17 protein-coding genes are annotated in these 22,517 nt (G+C 68.0%); 7 read left to right on the top strand and 10 right to left on the bottom strand.

Annotated elements, in window-relative coordinates; all coding sequences use genetic code 11:
* Positions 1 to 53 precede the first annotated feature (53 nt).
* From ACWGIH_RS18585 to lexA, 9 genes are all read right to left on the bottom strand, one after another.
* Positions 54 to 1,169 (bottom strand): C40 family peptidase, encoded by a 1,116-nt coding sequence (locus tag ACWGIH_RS18585; RefSeq protein WP_453451759.1) that lies wholly within the window; start codon positions 1,167 to 1,169, stop codon positions 54 to 56.
* Positions 1,166 to 3,754, bottom strand: coding sequence for a hypothetical protein (locus ACWGIH_RS18590; protein WP_453451760.1), 2,589 nt, complete (start codon positions 3,752 to 3,754; stop codon positions 1,166 to 1,168). Before ACWGIH_RS18590 ends, ACWGIH_RS18585 begins: the two co-directional genes overlap by 4 nt.
* Positions 3,751 to 6,276 (bottom strand): ATP-binding protein, encoded by a 2,526-nt coding sequence (locus ACWGIH_RS18595; protein WP_453510483.1) that lies wholly within the window; start codon positions 6,274 to 6,276, stop codon positions 3,751 to 3,753. The genes ACWGIH_RS18590 and ACWGIH_RS18595 overlap by 4 nt, the downstream gene beginning before the upstream one ends.
* A gap of 36 nt (positions 6,277 to 6,312) precedes the next feature.
* Positions 6,313 to 6,990, bottom strand: coding sequence for a hypothetical protein (locus ACWGIH_RS18600; protein WP_453451762.1), 678 nt, complete (start codon positions 6,988 to 6,990; stop codon positions 6,313 to 6,315).
* Positions 6,987 to 7,271, bottom strand: coding sequence for a hypothetical protein (locus ACWGIH_RS18605; protein WP_453451763.1), 285 nt, complete (start codon positions 7,269 to 7,271; stop codon positions 6,987 to 6,989). The genes ACWGIH_RS18600 and ACWGIH_RS18605 overlap by 4 nt, the downstream gene beginning before the upstream one ends.
* On the bottom strand, positions 7,271 to 8,314 hold the full coding sequence (locus tag ACWGIH_RS18610; RefSeq protein WP_453451764.1) for a conjugal transfer protein: 1,044 nt from the start codon (positions 8,312 to 8,314) through the stop codon (positions 7,271 to 7,273). The genes ACWGIH_RS18605 and ACWGIH_RS18610 overlap by 1 nt, the downstream gene beginning before the upstream one ends.
* Complete coding sequence (locus ACWGIH_RS18615) at positions 8,311 to 8,658, bottom strand: hypothetical protein (RefSeq protein WP_453451765.1); 348 nt, start codon at positions 8,656 to 8,658, stop codon at positions 8,311 to 8,313. Before ACWGIH_RS18615 ends, ACWGIH_RS18610 begins: the two co-directional genes overlap by 4 nt.
* A gap of 128 nt (positions 8,659 to 8,786) precedes the next feature.
* Positions 8,787 to 9,650, bottom strand: a complete 864-nt coding sequence (locus ACWGIH_RS18620; RefSeq protein WP_453451766.1) for a hypothetical protein — start codon at positions 9,648 to 9,650, stop codon at positions 8,787 to 8,789.
* A gap of 1,221 nt (positions 9,651 to 10,871) precedes the next feature.
* Entirely contained in the window at positions 10,872 to 11,537 is a 666-nt protein-coding gene (gene lexA, locus ACWGIH_RS18625; RefSeq protein ID WP_453451767.1) for a transcriptional repressor LexA, read from the bottom strand.
* 145 nt (positions 11,538 to 11,682) lie between these two features.
* Here lexA and ACWGIH_RS18630 point away from each other — a divergent pair, with 145 nt between their 5' ends.
* From ACWGIH_RS18630 to ACWGIH_RS18655, 6 genes are all read left to right on the top strand, one after another.
* Entirely contained in the window at positions 11,683 to 12,333 is a 651-nt protein-coding gene (locus ACWGIH_RS18630) for a hypothetical protein (RefSeq protein WP_453451768.1), read from the top strand.
* Positions 12,334 to 13,367: 1,034 nt separating this feature from the next.
* The gene (locus tag ACWGIH_RS18635; protein ID WP_453451769.1) at positions 13,368 to 14,735 is read left to right on the top strand and encodes a hypothetical protein; all 1,368 of its coding nucleotides are present in this window, start codon (positions 13,368 to 13,370) and stop codon (positions 14,733 to 14,735) included.
* A gap of 447 nt (positions 14,736 to 15,182) precedes the next feature.
* Positions 15,183 to 15,578 (top strand): DUF6415 family natural product biosynthesis protein, encoded by a 396-nt coding sequence (locus ACWGIH_RS18640; protein ID WP_453451775.1) that lies wholly within the window; start codon positions 15,183 to 15,185, stop codon positions 15,576 to 15,578.
* Positions 15,579 to 15,821: 243 nt separating this feature from the next.
* Entirely contained in the window at positions 15,822 to 16,667 is an 846-nt protein-coding gene (locus ACWGIH_RS18645; RefSeq protein ID WP_453451770.1) for an RNA polymerase sigma factor, read from the top strand.
* 188 nt (positions 16,668 to 16,855) lie between these two features.
* A complete protein-coding gene (locus ACWGIH_RS18650) occupies positions 16,856 to 17,116 on the top strand; it encodes a helix-turn-helix domain-containing protein (RefSeq protein WP_453451776.1) in 261 nt (86 codons plus the stop codon).
* A 109-nt stretch (positions 17,117 to 17,225) separates the two neighbouring features.
* Entirely contained in the window at positions 17,226 to 18,962 is a 1,737-nt protein-coding gene (locus ACWGIH_RS18655; RefSeq protein ID WP_453451771.1) for an SIR2 family protein, read from the top strand.
* Positions 18,963 to 19,467: 505 nt separating this feature from the next.
* Here the strand turns inward: ACWGIH_RS18655 and ACWGIH_RS18660 are convergent.
* Complete coding sequence (locus ACWGIH_RS18660) at positions 19,468 to 20,574, bottom strand: hypothetical protein (RefSeq protein WP_453451772.1); 1,107 nt, start codon at positions 20,572 to 20,574, stop codon at positions 19,468 to 19,470.
* Positions 20,575 to 20,817: 243 nt separating this feature from the next.
* Between ACWGIH_RS18660 and ACWGIH_RS18665 the strand changes: the two genes are divergently transcribed.
* Positions 20,818 to 21,333 carry a transposase gene (locus tag ACWGIH_RS18665; protein WP_453691673.1) on the top strand — a complete coding sequence of 172 codons (516 nt, stop codon included), beginning with the start codon at positions 20,818 to 20,820 and terminating at the stop codon, positions 21,331 to 21,333.
* Positions 21,334 to 22,517: the final 1,184 nt, after the last annotated feature.

Consider the following 22,517-nt stretch of genomic DNA (forward strand, 5'->3'; position numbering starts at 1 on the left):
TGACATCGCGCCGCGTGGTTTTCTGTCCTTCCGTGAAACAGCGGTGCGATCTGTCACAGAACACGGCGAATTGCCCAGTCGTAGCGGGTCCAGTCGCTGAGAGGGACGGTCTCAACGCTCTTGCCTGGCCTGGGGGCGTGGACCATCCTCCCGCCTCCGATGGCGAGCCCTACGTGGCCCCAGTTGCCGTCGTTGTTGATGACGATGATGTCGCCAGCCCTCACGTTGCTGCGAGAGACGGGGCGTTTACTTTCAAGGCCGCGCATGGCCTGTGAGGTGCGTGGGAGGGTGATGTGGGCGCCTTTGTAGAAGGCGTACATCAGCAGTCCTGAGCAGTCGAAGCCGCCCTTGGTGGGGCCGCTGGTGCTTCCGCCGCCCCAGACGTAGGGCTCGCCTTGCTGGGCGAGGGCGGCCTGGACGACGTCGCCTGCTCGGCCGCCGACCGCGCTGTTGTCGGTGGAGGGGGCGAGCTGGTCGTACTGGTGGATGAAACCGAGGACCTTGTCGGCGTACCAGCCGGCGTTGTTGTAGCGCAGGATCGACCTGCGCAGCTGGCCTTCGTCGCCGAGGTTCTTCTTGCCGCTCCCGCACAGGTGGGCGGCGGTGCCCAGCGCGGCGTCGAAGGCGTTGTGCGGGTTCTTGTCGCCGTCGTTGTTGCCGTCTTGGCCGGAGGCGCCTTTCCAGGTGGAGGGCAGGAACTGCATGGGCCCCACCGCACGGTCATAGCTGGTGTCGCCGTCCCAGGCGCCGCCGTCGGTGTCGGTGAATGCGGTGGTGTTGCCGCCGGCTCCGCTGCCATCGAGGCGGACGCCGATGATGCGGGGCGTGATCGATCCGCTCGCGGCGACCTTGCGGCCGCCGGCGTGGTTGGACTCGACTTTCCCGATTCCGGCGATGACCGACCATCGAACCCCGGAGCACTTGGGGCGCACGCTGCGGATGCGTTCGGCGGCGGAGCTGTAGGCGGCGAGCATCACCGGGTCCACGCCTGCCACCTTCGCGGGCACCCCCTGCCCTCCTGCCGGGGCGCCGCCGCCTGCCTCGTCTTCGTGTTCAGCGGCGCCGCCGGCGACCGCGGCGACGAACAGAATGCACAGACCGAGGACGGAGGCCATCAGGGCCAACGGCAGCCCACAGCCCCAGGCTGCCGCCTTCTTGGCGCCGGTCACGGATTCCTCCGGCGCCGGGGCGGCGCGGGCGGCAACACCGGGCGAGGCCGCGGGGCCCCTTGCCGGGCGCGGTGCAGGCGCCGTTGCAGCGCGGCCTGGGCCGGGCTGGCCGGGGGCTGGGGGACGCGCGGGGGAACGGGACGGCGTGGTGCGGCAGGCTGCGCAGCCGGGGCGGCTGCTGGAGTGGGCCGGGCAGGGCGGGCGGCCACCGGAGCCGGGCGCGGCGGACGTGCCGGGCGGGCGGGAGCGGGTGGCCGGCGCCTGCCGGGTCCGCCAGCGGCGGGAGCCGGGGAGCCGGGTGGGGCGGGGGTGTAGCGGCCGAGCGGGCGCCGTCCGGTGGCGATGCGTCCGGCGGAGCGCAGGTTGTGCCAGTACTCCTTGCCGAAGTTCTGTACGGGCGGGGTGTATTGCTGGTGGACCTGGGCCAGGCGCTGGCCGAGCTGCTGGACTCCGCCGGTGACCTGTCCGGGGATTGCGGCCGCGGCCGCACTGGTGCGGCGTGCGGCACGTGGCCCGTAGACCGGCAGGCCCAGCGTGGACTTCAGCCCGAGCTTGGTCACCGCGAGGCCGCCCTTTGCGGCCGCTTTGGTGGTGTGGGCTGCTGCTTTCGCGGTGCCGCCGATCATGCGTCCCGAGCCGCGGGCGAGGCGGGCGGCCAGCGCGGTGGAGCCGCGTGCGTGGCCGAAGGAGGCGCCGGCCGCGCCGCCGCTGGCGGCCAGCGCGCCGAGCATCATCCCGCCGACCAGCAGCTTGCGGCCGATGCTGCGCCGCGGGGCCTGCTGACCGAGTTCTGAGGGCTCGCTGCCGCCGAAGACACTGCGGTTCAGGCGCGATCGGGCGCGCAGGGCCGCGCTCTCAGTCGCCCTGGCCAGGCGCTTGCGGTAGACGAACGCGCTGACGCACACCAGGTCGATGACGATGAACCGGATGGTGACGCCGCCCGGCAGGTCCTTCTCGGGCGCGTTGATGATGGCGGTGATGATGACGATCAGCACGCTCAGGGCGAGGACCGTGACGACCATCAGGGCCAGTGAGCGGGCGATCGATGTGGCTCTGGACCACAGCCACGAGCGCCCCGGGCCGGGCAGGACTCCGATGACGAGCGCGACCTTGGCGATCATCGCCTCTTTGGCGATGCAGAACTGGGCGTAGAGGAAGCTGCCGTCGACGACGGTGATGAACAGGCAGGTGAGAAAGGCGGCGAGGAGCATGAAGAAGGCGCCGCCCACCTTGTCCATCGACGCCTTCTTCAGCGAGGCGGTGGCGTCGCCCTTGACGCAGGCCTTCTCGAACTTCGCGACCGGCCCCTTGGCCTGCACCTTCTCCTTGATGACCTTGTCGGGCACCTCCGTGGTGCCCTCCACGATGCTGCCGATGGCGCCGCCGACCCACGGGATCTTCTCCCGCATCTTGTCCTCGGGCAGGTCGAGGAGTTCGTCCACGTACTGGTCCACGACGGCCTGCTCGATGCGCGACTCCTGGAACTTCTTGCCGCAGGCGCCTTCGAACGTCTGGCCATAGGACAGGAGCATCGCGGGGCGCACGACGAACGCGTCGGCGAGCGCGTCGGTGATGGGCCGCGACAGCTGGTGGGACTCGTCGGTCTCCCACCCGTTGCCGTTCTTGCCGGAGTTGTTGAGGGTGGTGGCCTTGTCGTTCGTCTTGAGATCCTGGTTGTCCAGGACCAGGGCGGCGACCTCGACGGCCAGGACTCGGGTGGTGGCCACGGCGCCGTCCTGCTCGGACAGCAGCATCTGCGGCGGGGCGGCCAGGGTGGTCACGGCGAGCGCGGAGATCACCAGGGCGGCGGCTGCTTCGCCCCAGCCGCGGGCCCGCTGACCGAACATCAGGTGCCATCCGGCGACGAGCCCGGCGTAGGTCAGGCACAGGCCGGGCAGTCCGATCTGCACGACGACGTTGGAGTACAGCGCATCGGAGACGATCAGCGCCGGTTTCAGCAGCAGACCGGCGAGCTTGAAGCTGAGCGACCAGGCGATGAGGAAGCACGCGAAGCTGACGAGCCACTTCGTGCCGAGGAAGAGAATCTCGACCAGGAAGGCTTCGATCTTGAGGTCCCAGTCTTTCCAGCTGCCGGTGTCGGAGTAGATCCGGTAGGCAGAGACCGGGTTGCCGTACTGATCGGTGACCTCGAACGCGGACAGCACGCCGCCGTTACGACGGTCGGCCTTGTACTGGGCGATCCGCTTGTTCCAGTCGGCGAGAAAGGTCGCCCGCTTCCGCGCCTTCTCCTCCGCCTTGTCTTCCTCGGCCTTCTCCTCCTGCGCGTCCTCATCCCCGTCCGGGGCGTAGGGGACCGCAGGCTCCTCGCGGCGCTCCTCGGGCGGCAGCAGGCCGGGGGCTGTTGGCTCCAGGCCCGGCTCGTACTGGGACGGCGAGGGGGCGGGCGGCGGCTCGGGAGCTGCTCCCGCGCTGCCGGCCAGCAGCAGCGACAGGAGCGTGGCGAGCAGCAACAGCCCCGCCCCCGCCGCGAAGGCACGCCGCGGGCTGGACCACTTCCTGGTCCCCGATCCCACACGCTGCCCCAGGGCGCGTGCTCGGGTGCCGACGACGTCAATGGCGTTCATACGGCGGCCAGGGGCTGGGAGTGGATGGCCGTCGCGGCCGCCGTGTCGGCGGGGATGAGGATCTGCATGCCACCAACGCGCCCGTTGAGATCGCGGTGTAGGCACTCGCCCGCCCGCGCGGCCTTCTCCTGGTCGTCGACGTTGATGGGGGACAGGCCCGTGGTGACCACGGTCAGCAGGTCCTCGTCGTGCGGGTCGCAGCCCAAGAAGCGAAGGCCACGGCGGGCGAGCTCGCGGTCGGTGTGCCTAAAGAGGAACTTGCGGGGGATCAGCCCGAGGATGACCTGGCCGATCTCACTGTCCTGGGGCCCGATGTCGTTAGGGTCGTGACTGCCCACCAGCGCCGCCGAGTTGTGCTTGCGGCCATCGCGGACGACTTCCAGCAGCAGCTCGCAGCCCTCGGGGGAGGAGGTGAGCCACCAGCACTCATCCCACACGACCGCCGTGAACTCCTCGTCGCGCTGGAAGGCGATCTTCCGGCAGAGCGCGGCGATCAGATACATCGCGGCGCGGCCGAAGGTCTTCTCGAACTCGAGGCGGTCCAGGCGCGAGCCTTCCAGTTCGCGCTTCTTGGGGAGCGTGAGGGAGGCGACGGAGAACACCACGGAGTCGGCCTCGGAGGTGCGGACGACGGGCAGCGTCTCGTCGAACAGGGCCCGGCCCAGGTCCTTGCGGGCCACCGCGCCCAGCCGGCGGGCCATCGTCTTGGACGCCGGGTCCTCCGCGCCGCGGGTGGCCAGTTCCTCGGCCAGGACCCGCATCGAGGCCCGCGGCGCGGCGAGCACCGAGGAGATCGCCTCCGACAGGGCGATGCCCTCATCGCTCATCGGCGACATCCCCAGCAGCAGCGTCAGGAAGGACTCGGTGAAGCGCTGCGCCTCCTGGGGGTTGTCGAAGATCCGCAACGGGTCGAGGGAGACGGAGGCGGTGTTGTCGATGGTGATGACCTGGGTCTCGCCGGGGCAGGAGCGGGCGAACTTCACCCATTCCTGCTTCGGCGTGCGGTCCACGATGACCGCGCGACCGCGGCTGCCCCGCACACCCTTACGGCGCCCGGCGGCCAGGATCGCGTACACCGCCGCCTTCAACGCGACGGACTTGCCCGCGCCGAGCTCCCCGCAGTACGCGGCCGAGGCGGAGGCGTTCTCCCGCGGCGCTCGCGCAAAGTCGATCAGCACGGGGCGCATGCCGCCGCCGGCCAGCTGCAGCCCGTACAGCGGGCCGCTGTCGTCGCCCAGGCCGCTGCCGGAGAACGGGCCGGACATCGCGAAGTCCCGGGCGAGGAGGTACTGGGCGTACTGGGTCATCACGCGGGGGGTGCGGGCGCCGGGCAGCATCCCGTACCAGAGGTTTTCCATCTCGCCGCGGGGCCGGTCAAAGACGTACTCGTTGCCGCCGAAGTGGCCGCGCAGCTCCGTGGCGCGCCGCTCGGCCTCGGCGGGGCTGTCGCCCCACACGCACAGCGTGACCATGGCCCGCACCTCGACCTCGGAGGCCGAGGAGGTCAGCCGCTCGCGGTACTCATCCATCCCGCTGGCGGCCTTGTCCACAGTCGCGGGCGGGCCTGCCGTCTCGGCCTCGTATTCGCTGTACTGGTTGGCCAGTTCACGGGCCTGGCGCCGCGACTTGGCCTCGGCGCTCGCCCCGCCCTCCACGGCCAGGCGCACCACCCAGTCCACCGGGTAGGGGAACTGGTCGACGTCGGCCAGGTACTCGCTGCCGGGGAAGATGAAGGACTCGGGCATCTGGGATAGGCCCAGCAGCGCTTGGTAGGAGGTGCCCCACTCGGTCGTCGACTCCAGCCAGCGCCGCTCGAACGACGGCGCCCGACTGGTCTTGCCGCGCCCGCTCTTCGCTGTGGAGGGCTGGCGGCTGATCCCGCCCTCGGCGAGGATCACCTGACCCAGCGCCGCAGCCGAGCGTCCCCGACCGCGGGTTGCCTGAGCTGCGGGGCCTTCGGGCAGCAGCGGCTCGATGACGCCGCGGCGCGCACTGTGCCCGTAGATCCACATGATCTCGGCCTCGCTGGCCGGGCGCATCCGCACACCGGAGGGCCAGGTCGCGGCCATATCGGCGGCCTGCACCAGGCGCTCCAGCTCCTCGCCGGCGGAGACCGGAGCGGGAAGCAGGCCCAGCTGCCAGGCCAGTTCCGCCTTCGCCGCCCGCACAGCGTCCGATACCGCCTGGCGGCGGGAGGTGGGCAGCTTCACTGCGAGCCAGTCGGTGCGCGCGGTCAGCTCCAGCTGCTCCAACTGGTCCAGCACCCGGTGGGCCAGCGCGGTGTAGCGCTCGGAGGCGGCCAGGTTCACCCCGGCCGTCATCTTCTCCACCACGGAGGCGGGGTTGACCTGCGGGCACAGCGACAGCAGCATCGACTCGCCCTCAAGCTGCTTGACCAGCGACTCCAGGCTGCCCAGGCGCGCCTTCTTCGCGCGCCGTGAGGCATTGGCGTGCGCCGAGCCCTCCACCCGCCAGATCGCCCACACGCTGCCGTGCACCGTCCAGATGACGTTGCCGGACATGTGCCGTACCGGAACCCGCATGACGCTTCCCCGTCCCTACTTCTTGTTGATCGATGCGTTGGCGTGCGCGGCCAGCCGCGCTTGGACCCCCGAGCGCACCCGCACTGGAGCAGCCGTGCCGGACACCGGTGCAGCCGATGCCGGGCCGCGGCGCGGCGCCTGCGGTCGGGAGATGTTGAGGCCGTTGGCCGGGAGCGGAGACTGCGAGCGGGCACGCCGGACAGGCGCGCGCTCCACCACCGGAACCGTGACCGGACCTGCAAGAGCGGCGGCCGGGGCGTGGGACGGGCGCAGAGTGAGGGTGCAGCCACCACGGACCGATGTCCGGCGGGTCAGGGCCTTGACCGGGCGCCCGCCCAGACGCCCCTCGGCCGGGGCACCCAGCACGCTCAGCACACTGCCGGCCACCGCCAGCGGATTGCGTCCATCGACACTGACCCGCCGCACCGCGAACGCCAACCCCAGCGGCACCCCGACGGCGATCAGGACGTTCAGCACGGACCCGAAGTGCGCCCACACCGGACGGAACAACAGCAGCAGTGCGAACGAGACGGCTGCGACAACCAGCTGTGGAATCGTGTACGGGCCACCCCACAGCCGACCGCCGCCCGGGAGCGTGCCGACCACCAGCGGATGCCGCCGCGCCTTGGTGTAGCACCGCCCGATCAGCGCGTCCTCCACCTCGGCGCTAAAGGCCGCCTCCGTCGTGCTCACAGCCGCTCCTGCACGGGCACGACCAGAACGGGGCTGGAACGGTCGAGGTCTTCGCCGGTCTTGTCGCGCAAGGTCTCCATGTTGGCGATGCCCCACCAGATGGCCCCGGCCATCACTGCCGCCACCAACGCCTTGAGCGGCGACTTGGTCTGCCCCCAGACGTAGAGAACGAACAGCGCCCCCGCGATCGGCGGAGCCACATTGACCAGAAGGCCCTTGACGTCGGTGCCGATGTCCTTGACGTCACCGAGCACCCCGGCGGCGATCACGATGTTGTGCATTACTTGTGTCCCTTCGACTGGGCGCCCAGGGCGGGCGCGGTATCGAGCGCGGAGATCTCCCAACGCCCATCACGGGCGGTGAGTGCGAGCGCGTACGTCAGCGGCCGGGTCTGTCCGGCGTGGTCGGTGGCCTCCAGGTCGACGAGCAGCTGACGCCGCGTGCCCTCGGTGGCGGCCGCACCGGGGCGGAACTCCCCGCCGAGTTCAGCGAGCTGAGTGACCTTGATTTCGCTGTACGGGGCGGGGGAGACGGCGTTGAGGTCGGTGCCGGGCGACAGGTAGCGGTCAAGCTCGCCCGTGCCGCTGAGGTAGGCGGCCAGGAAGTCACCAACGGCGTCGGTGGCGGGCTCGTCCTCGTCCGCGGGCACCGGGTGTCCGTAACCGAGCTCCGGCGCCTCGCCCGGAGTGGGGGCGGCGACCTCGGCCGGCAGCGCAGTGGCGGCATACCCGCCGCCGGAACCAGCCGACTTCACCGCGACCTGGAAGTACCGCAGCACCTCACCCGCCGTCTGCGCCGAGTCCGTGCCGGTCGAACCCTCCTTCTTGGCCGGTCCCTTGGCGCCGGTCACGCGTGCGGCCACGGTCACCGACCAATAGCCGCTGGAGGCTTCCTCCACCTGCACCGTCGCCAGCCGCTCCGCGCGCTGCAGATCAGGCTTGGCGTCCAGGACGACGTCGCGCACGCCCGGGAAGTACGGCTGCAGCGAGGCCTCGCTGCCCTCCCCGGCCCTCACATACGCGGCGACGTACAGCTCGGCGAACCCCGACGGACCCGCCGCGTCGCGCACCACCGCCGGTGCCGTAGCCCGCGGCTGGGGTGCACCCACCGCGGCCGGGGGCTGCGCCAACGCATACAGACCAAGGGCCGGTCCCGCGAGCAGCAGCGCCCAGGCCGCCCACCGCAGCAGCGCGGTCAGGTTCGCGGCCGCGCCACTGGACACGGTGGCCCACCCGGCCGCGGTCTCCGCCGCGAACTCCTCGGGCACCTGGTCCTCATACCGGTCCTCGGCCAGGGCGGGCGCCTTGCGCCAGGACGCCCTCACGCCCCCGCCCCCCGCTCGCCATCGCCCGCATACGCGCCTGCGGCGTCCAGCGCCCGCAGCGGCGTCTTGCCCCCGCGCATCTCACCGATGTACAGGTCCGCCGCGCGGGACTGCAGCTCGCTGATACGGGCCCGCAGCACGCTCTCGGGCAGCGCGCGCAGACGATCCGCCAACTCCTGGCCCTCGTCCGCGTCCTCGTCCACATACGCCCGAAGGGCCTCCACCGTCCGCTCGGCGAACGGCTCCCTCACCAACGCAGCAGCAACCAGCATCGCCCGCCGCTTGATCTCCACCAGCCGCTTCTCATCCGCCTGCAGCTCCACGCCGCCTGGCTCCTCACTCATCGCGTACCACCTCGCTCCTCCCAGCCCGCCGCGCGCAGGCAGCACGCCCGCACATGACGGGAAGGGGAGGCGGCTCGGGGTGGATGTGACAGCCGGAGCGAAGAAACTTTGAAAGACCTCGCCCCGGCTCACGCGGCGGCCGCCCACATCGGGGCTGCGGTGCGCAGTTGCACGACGGCGCGCCTGCGCTTTTGCCGGATGGCCGCCGCACTTACTCCCGCCGCGCGGGCTGCCGCTGCGTCACTGACCGCGCCTGCGGTGCGGTAGTGATCGGTAATCGCGGACACGGCATCGGTGGTGAGGACCTTTTCTGCCAGGGCCCAGACCAGGAGCTCGACCAGCTCGCCCCGTGCACCGGTGAGCTCCTCGACCGGTTCGCCCGCACTGTGCAGGCCGACCGCCTGGGCAGCGCTGGCCAACAGCACGACCTCGGCCTGCGCCACCGGGTCCGCGACGTCGCCGGCCACCGGGTCGCTCGCGCCGGGCAACTCCTCGCCACTGGGAGCGAACTCCCGCGCCAACTCACGCGAGACCACGTGCCACAGCTCCAGGCGCAGATTCCGGGCCAGCTGCCGGCGGCGCCGAACGATAGGGAAGCGCCGCACCACCTGATACAGCGACGCGATGACCAGCTGGGCCACGTCGGCGAACGCCTCGCCGTCCCGCAGGCACCGCTGCGTCATCCGCACCGCGCCGGGCAGCATCGCCTGCACCACCACCCGCGCCGCCAACTGCGCCTGCTCGCCCTCGCCGACGGCCCGCTCGAGGAGGACGGTCAGCCAGAGATCGCTGAAGTGCCGTCCCTGTTCCTGCGAGTGCTGCTGCAGATGGTCGTGGAGCTTGTCCAAGCGGTGCGGGGCGTCCTCGTCGAGGACGCCCGCCTCGATCAGCCAGCCGCGCACCTGGGCGGCGGGGGCGGTGCGGTCACACAGCCAGCGCCATTCGGCGTTCAGGCGATCGATCACGTTGGTGTCGAGGTGCGAGGTGTTCACGGCAGGCTCCTTTCGGATCAACTGCCGTGAACCATCGCCATCGCCCCTTACCTGACTGCTTGCCCAATCACGGCAAAAGTCCAGGTCAGAACCGGGTAATCGCAGATTCACCAGGGCGGAGCACACCTGGGTAACCGGATGCGGGGGCAGCGCACCCGCTTACCGATCCGGGGCAGTGCTGCCCTGTGTTACCTGCGCCCGTGAGGCGACGTCACCTGGAGAAGAGCGCGGTATCCGCCGCTTGCAAGCTGCGCCCTCAAGAGGAGAACGACGGGCGCGCCTTGCAACCCTTGCTCGGTCCTCCAGCGCCCGAAGCGAGCAAACGACGGCGCTGACCGCCAGGATTCAGCCGAACTCGCGAGCGCCGCCTATCAGACCGTTCCTCCTAGTTCACTCCTAGTTAGTCAATTCCCGCGAATTCCCGTGTCTTCCTGAGGATTTCAACGCCACGACCTGCGTAGTGGCGTCAAACCAGCCATCGAGAACGATCACTCGAGGTAGTGCCCTACGGTCTTCGCAGCAGAGGCGCCAAGTCAGGCGGAAAGGAGTGCATCGGCATTTCGCACGGAATGTGGCGCATTTCACTCTGCAATGTCCATGCAACCACTGAGGGCCGACCTCAGTGGTGATAGGTGGCGCCGGGTGGCCTTGGGTTGCATGACAGGACGTCAGAAGCCCCTGAGTAGCCGCACTCCAAGGGTGTCCTGCCCGTGCGTGGACATCGCGTTGTATGCCCCTGCGGCTACCCTCACCTACAACGCAAAGGGAGCCCGTACCCGATGACTGGCCTAGGAACCGAGTCGGGTGAGCTCCCTGCGCGGCGCCCCAACAATCACTTCGAAGTAGAAGCTGGAGATGCCATTTTGGAAGAGCCTAACAAGGACCCTTGGCCCAAGCCCAGGCGGCTTGGCCGATTGGGCGCCTGCCTTCACCAATGGATAGCCCGGAATGGGCGGACACTCTATGGCCAGACACTGCACGGAGCCGCCTACGGAGTCGGTTCCGGAGCGGTCAGTCTGATCGTCGTGTGGGTTCAGAGCCGACTGTAAGTGGCCAGCGCGATCAGGCAGATGGCCCCTGCATGTGCGAGGGCCGTCTGCTGGATCGCCGCAAGGCGGCTGGCCTCATGGGGAACCTTCACCCGGTGGCCGCCACTCCAGCCGTCCAACGCCCGTCGGGTTGGTCTGCCACCGACAGCGGTTGATGCGCGGCAGGGGCACGTCATAGGCAGCGCAGGACGGTCACGACCCTTCCGAGGAGAGCGGATTCGTCGCACCAGATGGGTGAGCTGCCGTTCCCGGTCAGCAGTTGCGCGTTGGCGCCGTCTCGCTTGAAGCGGCGCACTGTGGCCTTGCCGTCCAGCACGACGGCCACGAGGTCATTGCTCTCCATCGGTCCTTGTCGCCGGACCACCACCAGATCACCGTCCAGGACGCTGGCCGCTTCCATCGAACTGTCGGCCACGGCGACCGCGAACAGCTCCCCGTCCCCGACGAGCAGGCGGGGCAGAACAAGGACCTCCAGAACCTGATGGCCGGAGGCCGGGGCCCCGTCAGACGAGACGACGACGAGCGGGACGCGTGCCAGGGCCGCCGCAGGTACGGGCACGTCGGGCTCGTGCACCAGGTCAGCCGGCACGTAGGCACGCGCCTTGTTCGGGACTGTCCGCAGCCACCCCTGCTTGCACAGCACGTCCAGGTGATAGGCGACAGAGGAGGTGCTCGTGAGACCTACAGCCGCTCCGATCTCCTGCATGGACGGCGGGTATCCACGCGTACGGATCGATTCCCGGATGGCCTGCAGAACCCGTTCCTGCCGAACCGGCAGGCGCCCTGCTGAACGTGGTGAAGAGGCGCTCGGTACGGATGTATGGGGCACGCTCCGCATTCCACCACCTCCGGCCACCTGCGCGTAAGCCCCGGCCTCCGTAGACCGCGCCAGGCGCCCGTGGGTCGCTGTGCGCGTGACTGAGTGCCACTGCCTGCACTGATCTCGGGATGACGTAGCTTCGGAGCATAGGTAGAACCAACTCATGGGGATCTGGATCGACACCTTCATCGCACCTGCCACACCAGTCTTGCTCCCGCTGGAGGAGTTCGAGCGCCTGGTGGTGGACCTTGGCCGGGAGCAGTTGGTGCGCACGCCGTGGGCGGTGTTCGCCGGCACGCTGTGTGTCAACGCAGGTCTTGGATGGGGCAGTGTCCTGGGGTGCGCTCGGTTCGAACCACCCGAGATCGGGACGGAACTCGTCTCTGTGGACGGGCCTGCTGATGACGGTCCGGACAGTGAGCCGCCGCCGTGGGGCGTATCGGTCGAGCGGGCGGTGCTCCTGGCTCGCGGCGAGACCCTCGACGATGTGGTGCCCGCACTGCGTGACGCCCCCTACGGGCAGCAGGACATTGCCGTCACCTTCCAGTGCCTCGACTTCAGCAACCCCGCGATCCTGGACCACTACTGGTACGAGGATGAGCGCACCGTGCTGGCCTGCTTCGCTTTGGCCACACCGCAGTCCCGGCCGTTGGAGGCGGATACCGGGGCCCGGTCGGGTGGGCCGACGCATCCGGTGCAGACGTGCGTGGTCAACATGTTCAAGCACGGAGATGACCTTCCCTGCCAAGCCATCGAGGTGGTCGCTGGCCGCTACTTTGGTTCCGCGTTGGTCACCGGTCTGACCTGGGGGTGAGCGCCTGGCGCTGGACCGATGGCCGCTCCGTCGGTTGGCCCACCGCCACGGCTGTGCTGGGCGCGATGCGGCGCGCGGGCCGGTCGCCCTTCGGGGCGACCGGCGTGGACACCTCCCAGGGAGGTACGAGTACCGACGTGGGTACCGGCGTTGATACCGACGTGGGTACCGGCGTAGGTACCGACGTAGGTACCGGCGTCCGAGCGGGGCTCCGGAAGTTTGCGCAGGTCAGGTGCCGTGGGTAACCGGGATTTGAATGCTGACGCCTCTTCTTCCTTGTGAAGAAGAGGGCCTTCTTCTCCTAGGGCACGGAGTGTGGCGCGACCTTCGGTCTGCACGTTATCCGCGGCGGAGTGCGGCCGCCTCAGTGCGTGGGACTCGTGCCGCCATTGCCCGTGTTGTCATCCCCACCGAAGGACTGGCCGCCCCGCAGCGCGGGCCGGGAGCCACGTGCTGTGCGCGCGTTCTACTGCGCAGAGGACGTGCTGGGTTGCCGAACCGGTCCCCTGCGTGGGCGAGCCTGAGGGCCTTGATGCGTCCCGAATGGCTACGCGCACATCGCTTCCCGGGACGAACCGCATGGCCAGCAAGTCCTGCTTCGTGTTTGAGATCGCACACCATGGATCGAGCTTGGCACAGTATTGATGCCCACTCAGCTCTTCTCTGGGAAGCGGATTAGCGACTCCTCGACCTTCGCTTCCGTGAACTGACCTCTCCACGTGCCCTCTGAATTTGCAGGCTTGGCGGACTCTTGAGGCAGGGCCACTGGAACGTGCGGATGATGGTGCCGATGCCGCTCCGAGTCCTCGATGCTCGCCGGCTGGCCGGAGCAGGCCGCCTTGAGCTTCGTCTGGCTGTCTCATCGTGGCCACGGGCCTGCCCACCCCGCGCTGTGTGGGCAGAGATTCTTCCGCTCGTTCTGTCACATCCGCGGCTCAGCGCGTCCCCTTTCCGGACATGCGCATCTTCTCGGTCATCACGCGTCAGGCTATTGGCCTCGCTTCGGTCCGCATTCGAGCCGCTCAGGCGGTGGCGTGATGCAGAAGCGCCCCTCGAAGCCTCAGCGGTTCGCCGCTGTCGAGAACGATGCGATCGACAAGCTGCCCTCGCTCCTGGCGGTCGGTCTGCTCACCCGTCTGATCCGTGCCAAGGACGGCGAGGACGTCACCGTGGAGTCGCTGTGCGGCGACTATGCCGAGGGTGAGACTTCGCTGTCCAAGGCGATGCGTGCGCTCGTGAGCGAGGCGTTCGTCGTGAAGTTCAAGGTTCAGCGCGCCACCAGCGAGCCCGTGCTCGACGAGGCGGGGGAGCAGGTACTCGATGAGGCGGGCAAGCCCGTGATCAAGCGGGGTGGTTCCTGGTACACGACGTTCAGCGTCGATTCCCACAGGTTCACCGCCGAGGATGTCGCGGAGATGGCCGACGCGATTTTGGCGGGCGGGAATGTGAAGGCGATCCGTATCGAGCCGGAGAACCTGGATCCCCGCAAGATTGGCCCTGCGAGCGCAGCCTCACCGAGCGGTGCGCGACCGACCCCCAGGAATCCCGGTGTCGGTCCGACCAGGGGAAATGCCGTTTCGCGACCGGCCCCAGCTTTTCCGGGGGTCGGTCAGGCGGGGGTCGGTCGACCGACCCCCCTCCGACCGGGGGTCGGTCAGGCGGGGGCTCTTTATAAGGAAGAGACTGTTTTTAAAGACTCTCTCTCCTTGTCTGTCACAGGTGCCCCGTCCGTGACGGGTGCCGGGGGACCCGAGAGAGAGACGGCGTCGCCGACCAAGAATGAAGGCGATGCGGCTGCCGCATCTGGCTCGGCGGAGGTATCGCAGGAGGAACAACAGGCAGCTGCACGGCGCAAGGCCGCCACGGACTTCATGCGGAACCTCCCCGGCCGCCTCGGGCCACAGACCGTCCGGTCCCTGGCGCCGCTGGCGATGACCGCTATGGCCGATGGCTGGACGCTGTCGGAGTTGCGGCGCTTCCTGATCTCCCGGTGCGACACGACGAAGATCCGCTGCCCAGAAGTCATCTACCGTCGCGATCTTCGGGATCTGCCTGAGCCGCAGCTTCGCCGGGCGCAGGACCCTTGCCCGCAGCACCCGTCCCGCGAAGCTGACGACTGCCTGCCCTGCCGCGCCACCCCGCTGGACGACGACCACGACCGTGGCCGCTTCAGTGACGAGGACCGGACATCGGCCAAGGTCAAGGAGAGGGCCGCCGCCATCCGCCAGCGTCTCAGGGGGGCCGGCCAGAATGGTCTGCCCAACCCGGCGCAACCGCCGCAGCAGCGCCGCAACCCTGCTCCCGAACAGGATGCGGATCACGTTGCTGCCACCGAGGGCAACCTCAATCTCACTCTTGCCCGGCTCGAGGAGATGGCTACGCAGGCGTCGTCGCCCGCGTGATCCCACTGGCCGATCAAGCTCCACACCCGCCAGGAGCGCACTCACGCACCCGCACAGCGCCGAACTCCCCACCCTGGGGTTCCTCTGCGCGTGGGAGGGAGATTGGGCCGCAGGCAGGCGCACAGAGATCTTGATTACGTCCGCAACTTCGTTGAGAACGCTGTCCCCAGCTGCGTAGCGTCGACGGCACCCACAGACCACCAGCCGGAGAGGCGGAGCCCCATGCGCACACACCGAGTCCACCGCCCCGGCCTCGGAGGGCCGCGGCCTCCAGCCGCCTACCTACGGCGTTCCCTCCCCGGCCCTGCTGGCCCGCGCGGACCGCGGCTTCGCCCGGCTCCTCGGTCGGCACAGCGAGGAACAGGACGGCGGGGCCGACGGCGGCGAGGACACCCAGCGGTGACCGCCGGCCACCCGCGCGAAGAAGCCCCGGTAGCGAGGCCCGCCATACACACCAGCACGCACACGGTTCTGTACGACCCTGACGGCCTGATCGAAGCCGGGCTCCCACTCGATCGTGAACCGTACGAGAGCCTCGTCAAGGCCGTCCTCGCGTGGACCGGCGAGGACACGCTCACGACCCGCGACTACGAGCAGATCGCCCTCCAACTCACCGGCCACGCCCGCGCGGTCGCCTCCCATGTCCGCCGCCGCGCCGACCAGCTGCCGAAGGACAGCGGACCCAAGGCGCTCGCCGACGTCGTCCTCAAAGAGGCGGAAGGCCGGCTGTCCGCGACGCTGGAGGGCACTGTGCGCTGCGTCCAGAACCGGGCCCGCCTCGTCCGAGCCCTCTACGAGCGCCTGGAACGACTCGAGGCCGCGCCCGTCACCCGGGCCGTCTGAACTGCCGGGCACGCGGAAGCGGCCACGGCCCCAGGTGCGCGGCGCAATCACGGGGAGTCGGCGAACTCCTGTCACCCGCAGCCGCCTGCGTGATGGCCTCGGCTACCTGCTGCGCGGACTTACCCGCGCCTTGGTGCCGGACGGAGCCGCGGGTCAGATGCTCAGCGCTGCGCTTTGTGGATCCAATTTAAGAATCTTGGTGTGTGGAGGCAGCGCTTTGCGCTGATCGTTCGACTTCATGGTGTGAACACTCTTCTCGTGCACGGAACTGGCTGGGTGGAAACGGTAGTTGACCAGGCTGGGTTCTGGCTGACGTTGTGTCTACTTGCCGCCCTTGCGGGTGCCTCCGCGTTCCTGGCGGAATGGCAGCGCAGGGTCACTCTGATCGCCTTGGTGCATGACGCTCCGGACGGCACGGTGGTGGTTCAGGAGCGGGGGAGAGGGGGGCCTGCGATGCAGGTGTATGTCGGCGCTCCATCAGAATCGAATCAGGGGGAAACCGGTGTGACGCAACAGCGAGAAGGGGTATCCGCGCTATGGGAGCGAGAGGCGGACGGACTGACCCGCTACGCCATGGTTCGGACCGGCTGTGATGAGGACGAGGCCGAGGATTTCGTGCAGCAGACGTTCATTGCTGCCGTACAGCAGTGGGAATCTCTCGCTCCCTTGGATTCGGAGGAGCGCCGCAACTGGTTGCGCAGCGTGTGCCGCAACAAGTGGATCGACAGCTTGCGACGGGAGATCGTCGGGAAACGTCTGCAGCCTGGCTTGGAACGGCTGTATGGCCGTGTCGCACCCGATCCGGCGGATGTCGTTATTGCTCGGGGCGACTTGGACTGCTGCTTGCAGGTGATCCGCGGACTTCCGCCCAGGCGTAGACAGGTGGCCTTGCTCTATTTCTTCGAGCAGCAGTCCGTGCCGTACATCGCAGAGTTGCTGGACCTTCAGCCGGGGGGAGTCCGCAAGCACGTGGCGAAGGCGAAGGATGCGCTGCGTGTGGCGTTGCCCGGGCTGCTTGACACGGGACCCGTTGTCACGAACTCCGTTGAGACGGGCACGACACGAGAAGGAGAGGGGGAGCGGGCATGACGGACAGCGACCGCAACGACTTCGTCGACACTGTGATCGGTAACCTGCTGCACCAGGTCGAAGCTGCTGTGACTGTCGATCAGGCGAGGCTGGACCGGAGCAAGCAGCGGCTGCTCGACGGGATGGCGGAGAACGATGAGGTCTCCTCTGTGCCGACCTCGCGCCCTGATGCGCACCGGGCAGGCCCGGTGCCTGCCCAGCACCGGAGCGGAGCCACCCGGGATCCGCGCCCGCTCGGTGAAGTGGTTTTCCTGACTGTCGCGGAGGTCGCCTCCGTAATGCGTGTCTCCAAGATGACGGTCTACCGGCTGGTCCACAGCGGTCACCTCCCCGCGATCCGGGTTGGCCGATCCTTCCGTGTTCCTGAGCAGGCGGTCCACGAGTACCTGCGCGACGGCTTCGTGGAGCACATTGATCTCACTGACCGTTCTGGCCCGCGGTACTTGTGACAGTGGCTACTCGCGCCGCGGCCGTGGGTCTCGGAGCATCTCCACTTTTCGTCATGATGACGTAAAGTGGAGGTGGGCAGGCGGCCTCACCCGAAGGTCGACGCCCGTCATGCTGTCGTGGCTGGAGGCCGTTTTGGAGATGGAACCGCATGTGACCCTGGCGTTCGCACTGCGTGCCACTCCTGGCGCGTATGCCGTGTTGCTCGGGGCCGGTGCCTCGGTGCCCTCAGGTATCCCGCACGCCTGGGACGTCCAGCAGAACCTGATCGAGCGCCTGGCCGTCGCCGAGGGTGCCGCCGAGATCGGTGATCCGCACGCCTGGTACCAGCAACGGTACGGACAGCCCGCCACCTACGACGGCCTCCTGGATGCCCTCACCACCACGGCGTTTGAGCGGCAGGCGCTGCTGCGCTCCTATTTCGAGCCTGATGAGCAGGAGCGGGAGGAGGGTCGCAAGAAGCCCACCGCCGCTCACCATGCCATCGCCCGGCTCGTAGCCGCCGGACTCGTACGCGTCGTGCTGACCACCAACTTCGACCGACTGATCGAGACCGCGTTGCGCGAGGCGGGCATCGAGCCCACCGTGGTGGCCCACCCCGACGACGCCGCCGGCCTTGCCCCGCTGCACACGCTGAACTGCCTGGTGATGCACCTTCACGGCGACTATCTCAACGCCACGAGCATGCTCAACACGCCCGAGGAACTCGACCACTACACCCCGCAGATCGACGCTCTCCTGGACCGGGTCTTCGCCGACTACGGGCTAGCTATCGCGGGGTGGTCCGCCAAGTGGGACCCCGCCCTGCGCAACGCCATTGCCCGGAGCGCCACCCGCACATTCACCACCTACTGGGCCGACCCCCGCCCCTTGGCCGACCAGGCCCAAGATCTGGCAACCCTTCGCTCCGCCACATACCTGCCGGCTGACGCCGATACCTTCTTCGGGCAACTCGCCGACGCCGCCGACGCCCTCGCCGAGACCGACCGCCAGCACCCCGCTAGCACCGCGATCGCCGTGGCCTCCGCCAAGCGCGCCCTGGCCGGCAACCAACAGGCCATCTCCCTCCATGACACCCTCCGCAGGGAATTCACCCGCATTGCCACCCTTCCGATCCGTACAGACGGGCCGTGGGATGCCGCCAACGTCGAGGCTGAACACGGGCGTCGGCTGCGGATCCTAGAAGCCGAGGTGGAACAGCTCCTCGCCCTGATTGCCACCGTCGCCTACTGGGGCAGTGAAGAGACCGACCGATGGTGGATCCGCGACATCGACCAACTCGCCGTCCCCGTGTACGAGAGCGGAACCGCCGGATTGCTGAACCTCGTGCGCGCCCCCGCGACGATGGTGATCTACGTGGCAGGCATCGCCGCGCTTGCTGCCGAACGCTGGCCGACCCTGGCCCGCATCCTCACCGAGCCGCAGGCTGAGAAAACGTCCAACGAGGAGGTCCTGCCTGCGTCGGCGCTGCTCGGTCCTGAAGCCACCCTCTGCGTGGCTGATCACGGAGAGCGTCTCCGTGAGCAACTCAGCGTCATCTTCACCGGCCACCTCGCGCTGAGCGACACCAGTTACACCGGCACCTGGGAGCGCTTCGAGTACTTGCGCCTCATCACCGCGCGCAGTGTCGGCCACCGCCCGGCTCGTCCTGCCTTCATTCGCCGCGCCGAGCTCATGGGCGCCTACCAGGAGGTACCCGCCACCTGGCTTCAGCGCGATTTGGCGCGTTACGGCAAGAACCACCCGCTGCTCAAGGCGGGCTTCCTGGACGGCAGCCTCGACAAGCTGCAGGGGACGAAGCAGGTTTTCGACGCTGAGTGGGCCACTCAGCCGCTGTGGGACCGATAGCGAAATCTGGCAACGACGCAAACGGCACCGCCCCTTGAAGCGGACACACCGTCCCGCCGCGGTCACACCTACGCCACGCCCAGCTTCCGCAGAGCGTTGTACAGGGGCGGTTTTTCTGATCAGAAGTTCGTGGGTTGGCCTGGGCTGATCAGTTTGGTGCCTGGTGGTGGTAGCGCTTCATGCCCCGGTTGCTACGGCTCGGTGAGGGAGGGAACGGCTTGGGCTGTGTGCTGAGCTGGCGCTTTGTCAGGTGGAGTGAGTGTTGGTCTGGTGTGGTCAGTTTCTCCGCGTGGTGATCATGTTTGTTGAGTGTTCGTATGTGCTGGTTGTGGTGTTGGTGGGGTGATCTAGCCAGTACAGGGCAGTGTCCATGTCCCGTGCGGTCCAGTTGCGGATCGAGGCTGGGGCGCGGCCTTCTCCCAGCTACGGTGCGGTGCGACGCCCCCTCAGCCCTCATCAGGACCCCGTCGCCACCATGAGGACGTCGTCCACATGCGCGAGGCATTCAGCTACGGCGTCGGCATCGATGACCCTGCTCGCTGGTGTAGATAGAGCCGCAGCGTTGGCACTCTTGCAGCCCATCGATCACATCTGCGCAATGGAAGCAGAAGTCGATGGGTGTCTCCGGAGTGGCAGCTGTCGAGGCTCCTCGAACCAGGCTGCTCATCGTGCAGACGGGGCACCGGTCCGGGGCGTCACCGTCGTACGAGGCATCAGGAATGGCGCGGTTGAGAACGCGGACGGCATAGCCCAGGGCGAGGCCCAGAGCGCCATAGCCCTGGACACAGAGGTGGCAGTACATGGTGGAGAACCTTGCGTCCGACTGGCACCACTCCGGCACGCCCCTGACGAGTGTCGGAGTGAGGGCGAACTGCTGGCACTGCGGGCACCGGAGGGTGCGCGCTCTGACGGGCCCCAGGACCGGAGCGAGGTCCTTCATGCGCTCTGCCACGTAGCCCTGGATCGTGCGGACCCCTCCGCGGATCCGGTCCATGTCGATCTCCGCATGGTGCCGTTCTTCTTCATCTGTGATGTGCTCCAGAATGTGCTCATCGACGAAACTGATGAGGAAGTTCAGTACTTGGGCAGTGGTGCTCTCCACGGTGCCGGCTTTGGCGTACTCGCCAACCAAGCCGTAGTGCTGCAGAGCGTTGCGGCGTTCAGCTAGGTCGGAGAGAGCAGCCTCATCACGCTTGCTGAACTTGATACCCGCTATGTTGGTCAGCCGCTTTCGCGTCTCTTGCGGAGTGCAGCTGTTCAGCGTTCCGTTCTCGAGCGCTTCTCTCGTAGCGTCCCCGGGGTTGGCGAACACCAGAGACCAGTGCACTATCTGCAGACGCGCCTTGAGAAGCACTTCGGCGCCCGCAGCCAGGTGCAGCACGGCGTACTTCATGGCCCTTGCACTTGGTTCGCTTCCACCCTCTAGGTGCTCTACCACGCTGACCAAGTAGTCCAGACCATTCATGACAGGTGGAAAGTGCACGTCACCTGTGAGCTCCGCTAGGCGCACTTGGTAGTAGGACCCATTGTGTTCGACCAAGCGCTCATCCCCTGGCTGCGGTATCTCCTCAAGTTCATGACTCGACGCGTCGTCGAGAGCCTGCTCATACATGCGGATCCCTCGGAGCGAGTGAGTCTGGGCGCAGGATCTTCTCACGCACACGGCGGGCGGCGGCTGAGAGGACGCCCCCCTTCGGGACTGTAAAACTAACGGCCCTGTCTCACATTCGGGATGCTGTTGGTGATCTTCGGCGGACGGTGTGAAGCTGCGCGAGGTCTTGTCTCTCGGTTGTGTGGTGTGCTGCGCTGGTAGCGCAGGGCGGTTCCGGCGGTCGGAGGGGTGACCGCGATGTCAATGAGTGTGAGTTCGGGGCGGTCGATTCCGGCGTTGACGGTGCGGATGGCGCGGGCGAGCAATCCGCAGGGCGCAGCAGCGATGTGGGTGCGGGACCGGTTGGACGTGCTGTTCACGGACGAGGATTTTGCCGACTGGTTCCCGGCCGACGGGCGACGGGCTCTGTCGCCGGCACGGTTGGCGATGGTGTCGGTGCTGCAGTATGCGGAAAATCTGACTGACCGGCAGGCCGCTGAGGCGGCCCGCTGCCGACTGGACTGGAAGTATTGCCTCGGAATGGATCTTGACGATCCCGGGTTCGACTACTCCGTGCTCAGCGAGTTCCGAGACCGGATGGCCCAGGGGGACCGAGCCGACCGGCTGCTGGCCGTGATGGTGGAACACCTCGTGGCGGCTGGTCTGGGCAAGCGACGCGGTGGCCGGATCCGGACGGACTCGACTCATGTGCTGGGCAAAGTGCGGACGCCGAACCGGATAGAGCTCGACGCCGAGACCCTGCGGGCCGCGTTGGAGTGACTCGCCCTTGAGAACAAGGAATGGCTGGCACGGTTGATTTTGCCGGGTTGGGCAGAACGTTACGGGCGACCGGCCTTCTACTATCGTCTTCCCAAGGGCAAGGTGGCGCTGGAGGAATATGCGCTGCAGGTTGGCAGGGACGGCATCTGGTTGCTGAGGGCCGTGTTCGACGACGGTGCCCCGCCACCGCAACAGATGCTCCCGCAGGTCGAAACGTTGCGGCAGGTGTGGGTCCAGCAGTACTGGCACGACGCCGAGGGGCAACTGAGATGGCGGGCCCCGAAGTCCACCAAAGACCGGCTGAGCCGACGCAACATGCCCCGCCGTGCAGACCTTCCTCCATCGACGGACGGGCGGACCGATCCGGCCACGGCCTGTGTCCCATGGGCCAGCGGTGGCGGACGCGCATCGGACATAAGGTACGTACACGAGAGCCCTGTTGCTGCACTCGGAGATCTTGCTGACCACAGACGGGCATTGGGGCAGGTGGTCACCTTGAGTGAAAGGCCACTACGGGGTTTGGCAGAGCTCCCCGCTGCTGCCCTGCCTCACCCACCCCACACCTCGCCCTGGTTCAGGTACGCGTCGGAAGGATGTCGGGGGTGTGACATCCCCTCTGCTGCCCCTGCTTCCGCGTCCGTTGGATGGTGGTGGGCGGGTGCGGTCGGCGTGGCGGCCTCGGGGATCGGGTGTGGGGGTTGGTGGTTGCGCGTCGAGGGGTCGCCGCGCTCGGGCCGCTGGGGCCCGTGAGGGACGTTGTGGCGTCCTCTCAGGTGTCCGGTGGGCAACTGTCGGGCTGGGTCCGGCTGTCCGCCCGGAGGGCGGCTGACGGGTGTTGGCCCGGAGGGCCAACACCGATGGGGTTTCCGGGAGTTCGTATTCTTCTCCCGGAAACCGTGTATTTTGGTTTTACGGTGGTCGGGAATGGAATTCCCGAGCAAATGCCCGGAGGGCATTGACCCCCCACCACTCCTCAGCCTTCAATACTGACGGTCCCTCAACACCCCTGGGAATATGGCGCATTCAGAATTGGGCCGGGGGCCCAATTCACTGACCGGAGGTCAGCAAAATTGGAAACGGGCCGGAGGTCCTTTTCAATTCCCCACCGGAGGTGGGCAATTCGCGCGGGGACGCGCGAAAGGAGAATCCGGAGGATTCGAGTATTCGGCTGCCGGAGGCAGAGC

This window comes from Streptomyces sp. NPDC054872 (assembly GCF_053610705.1).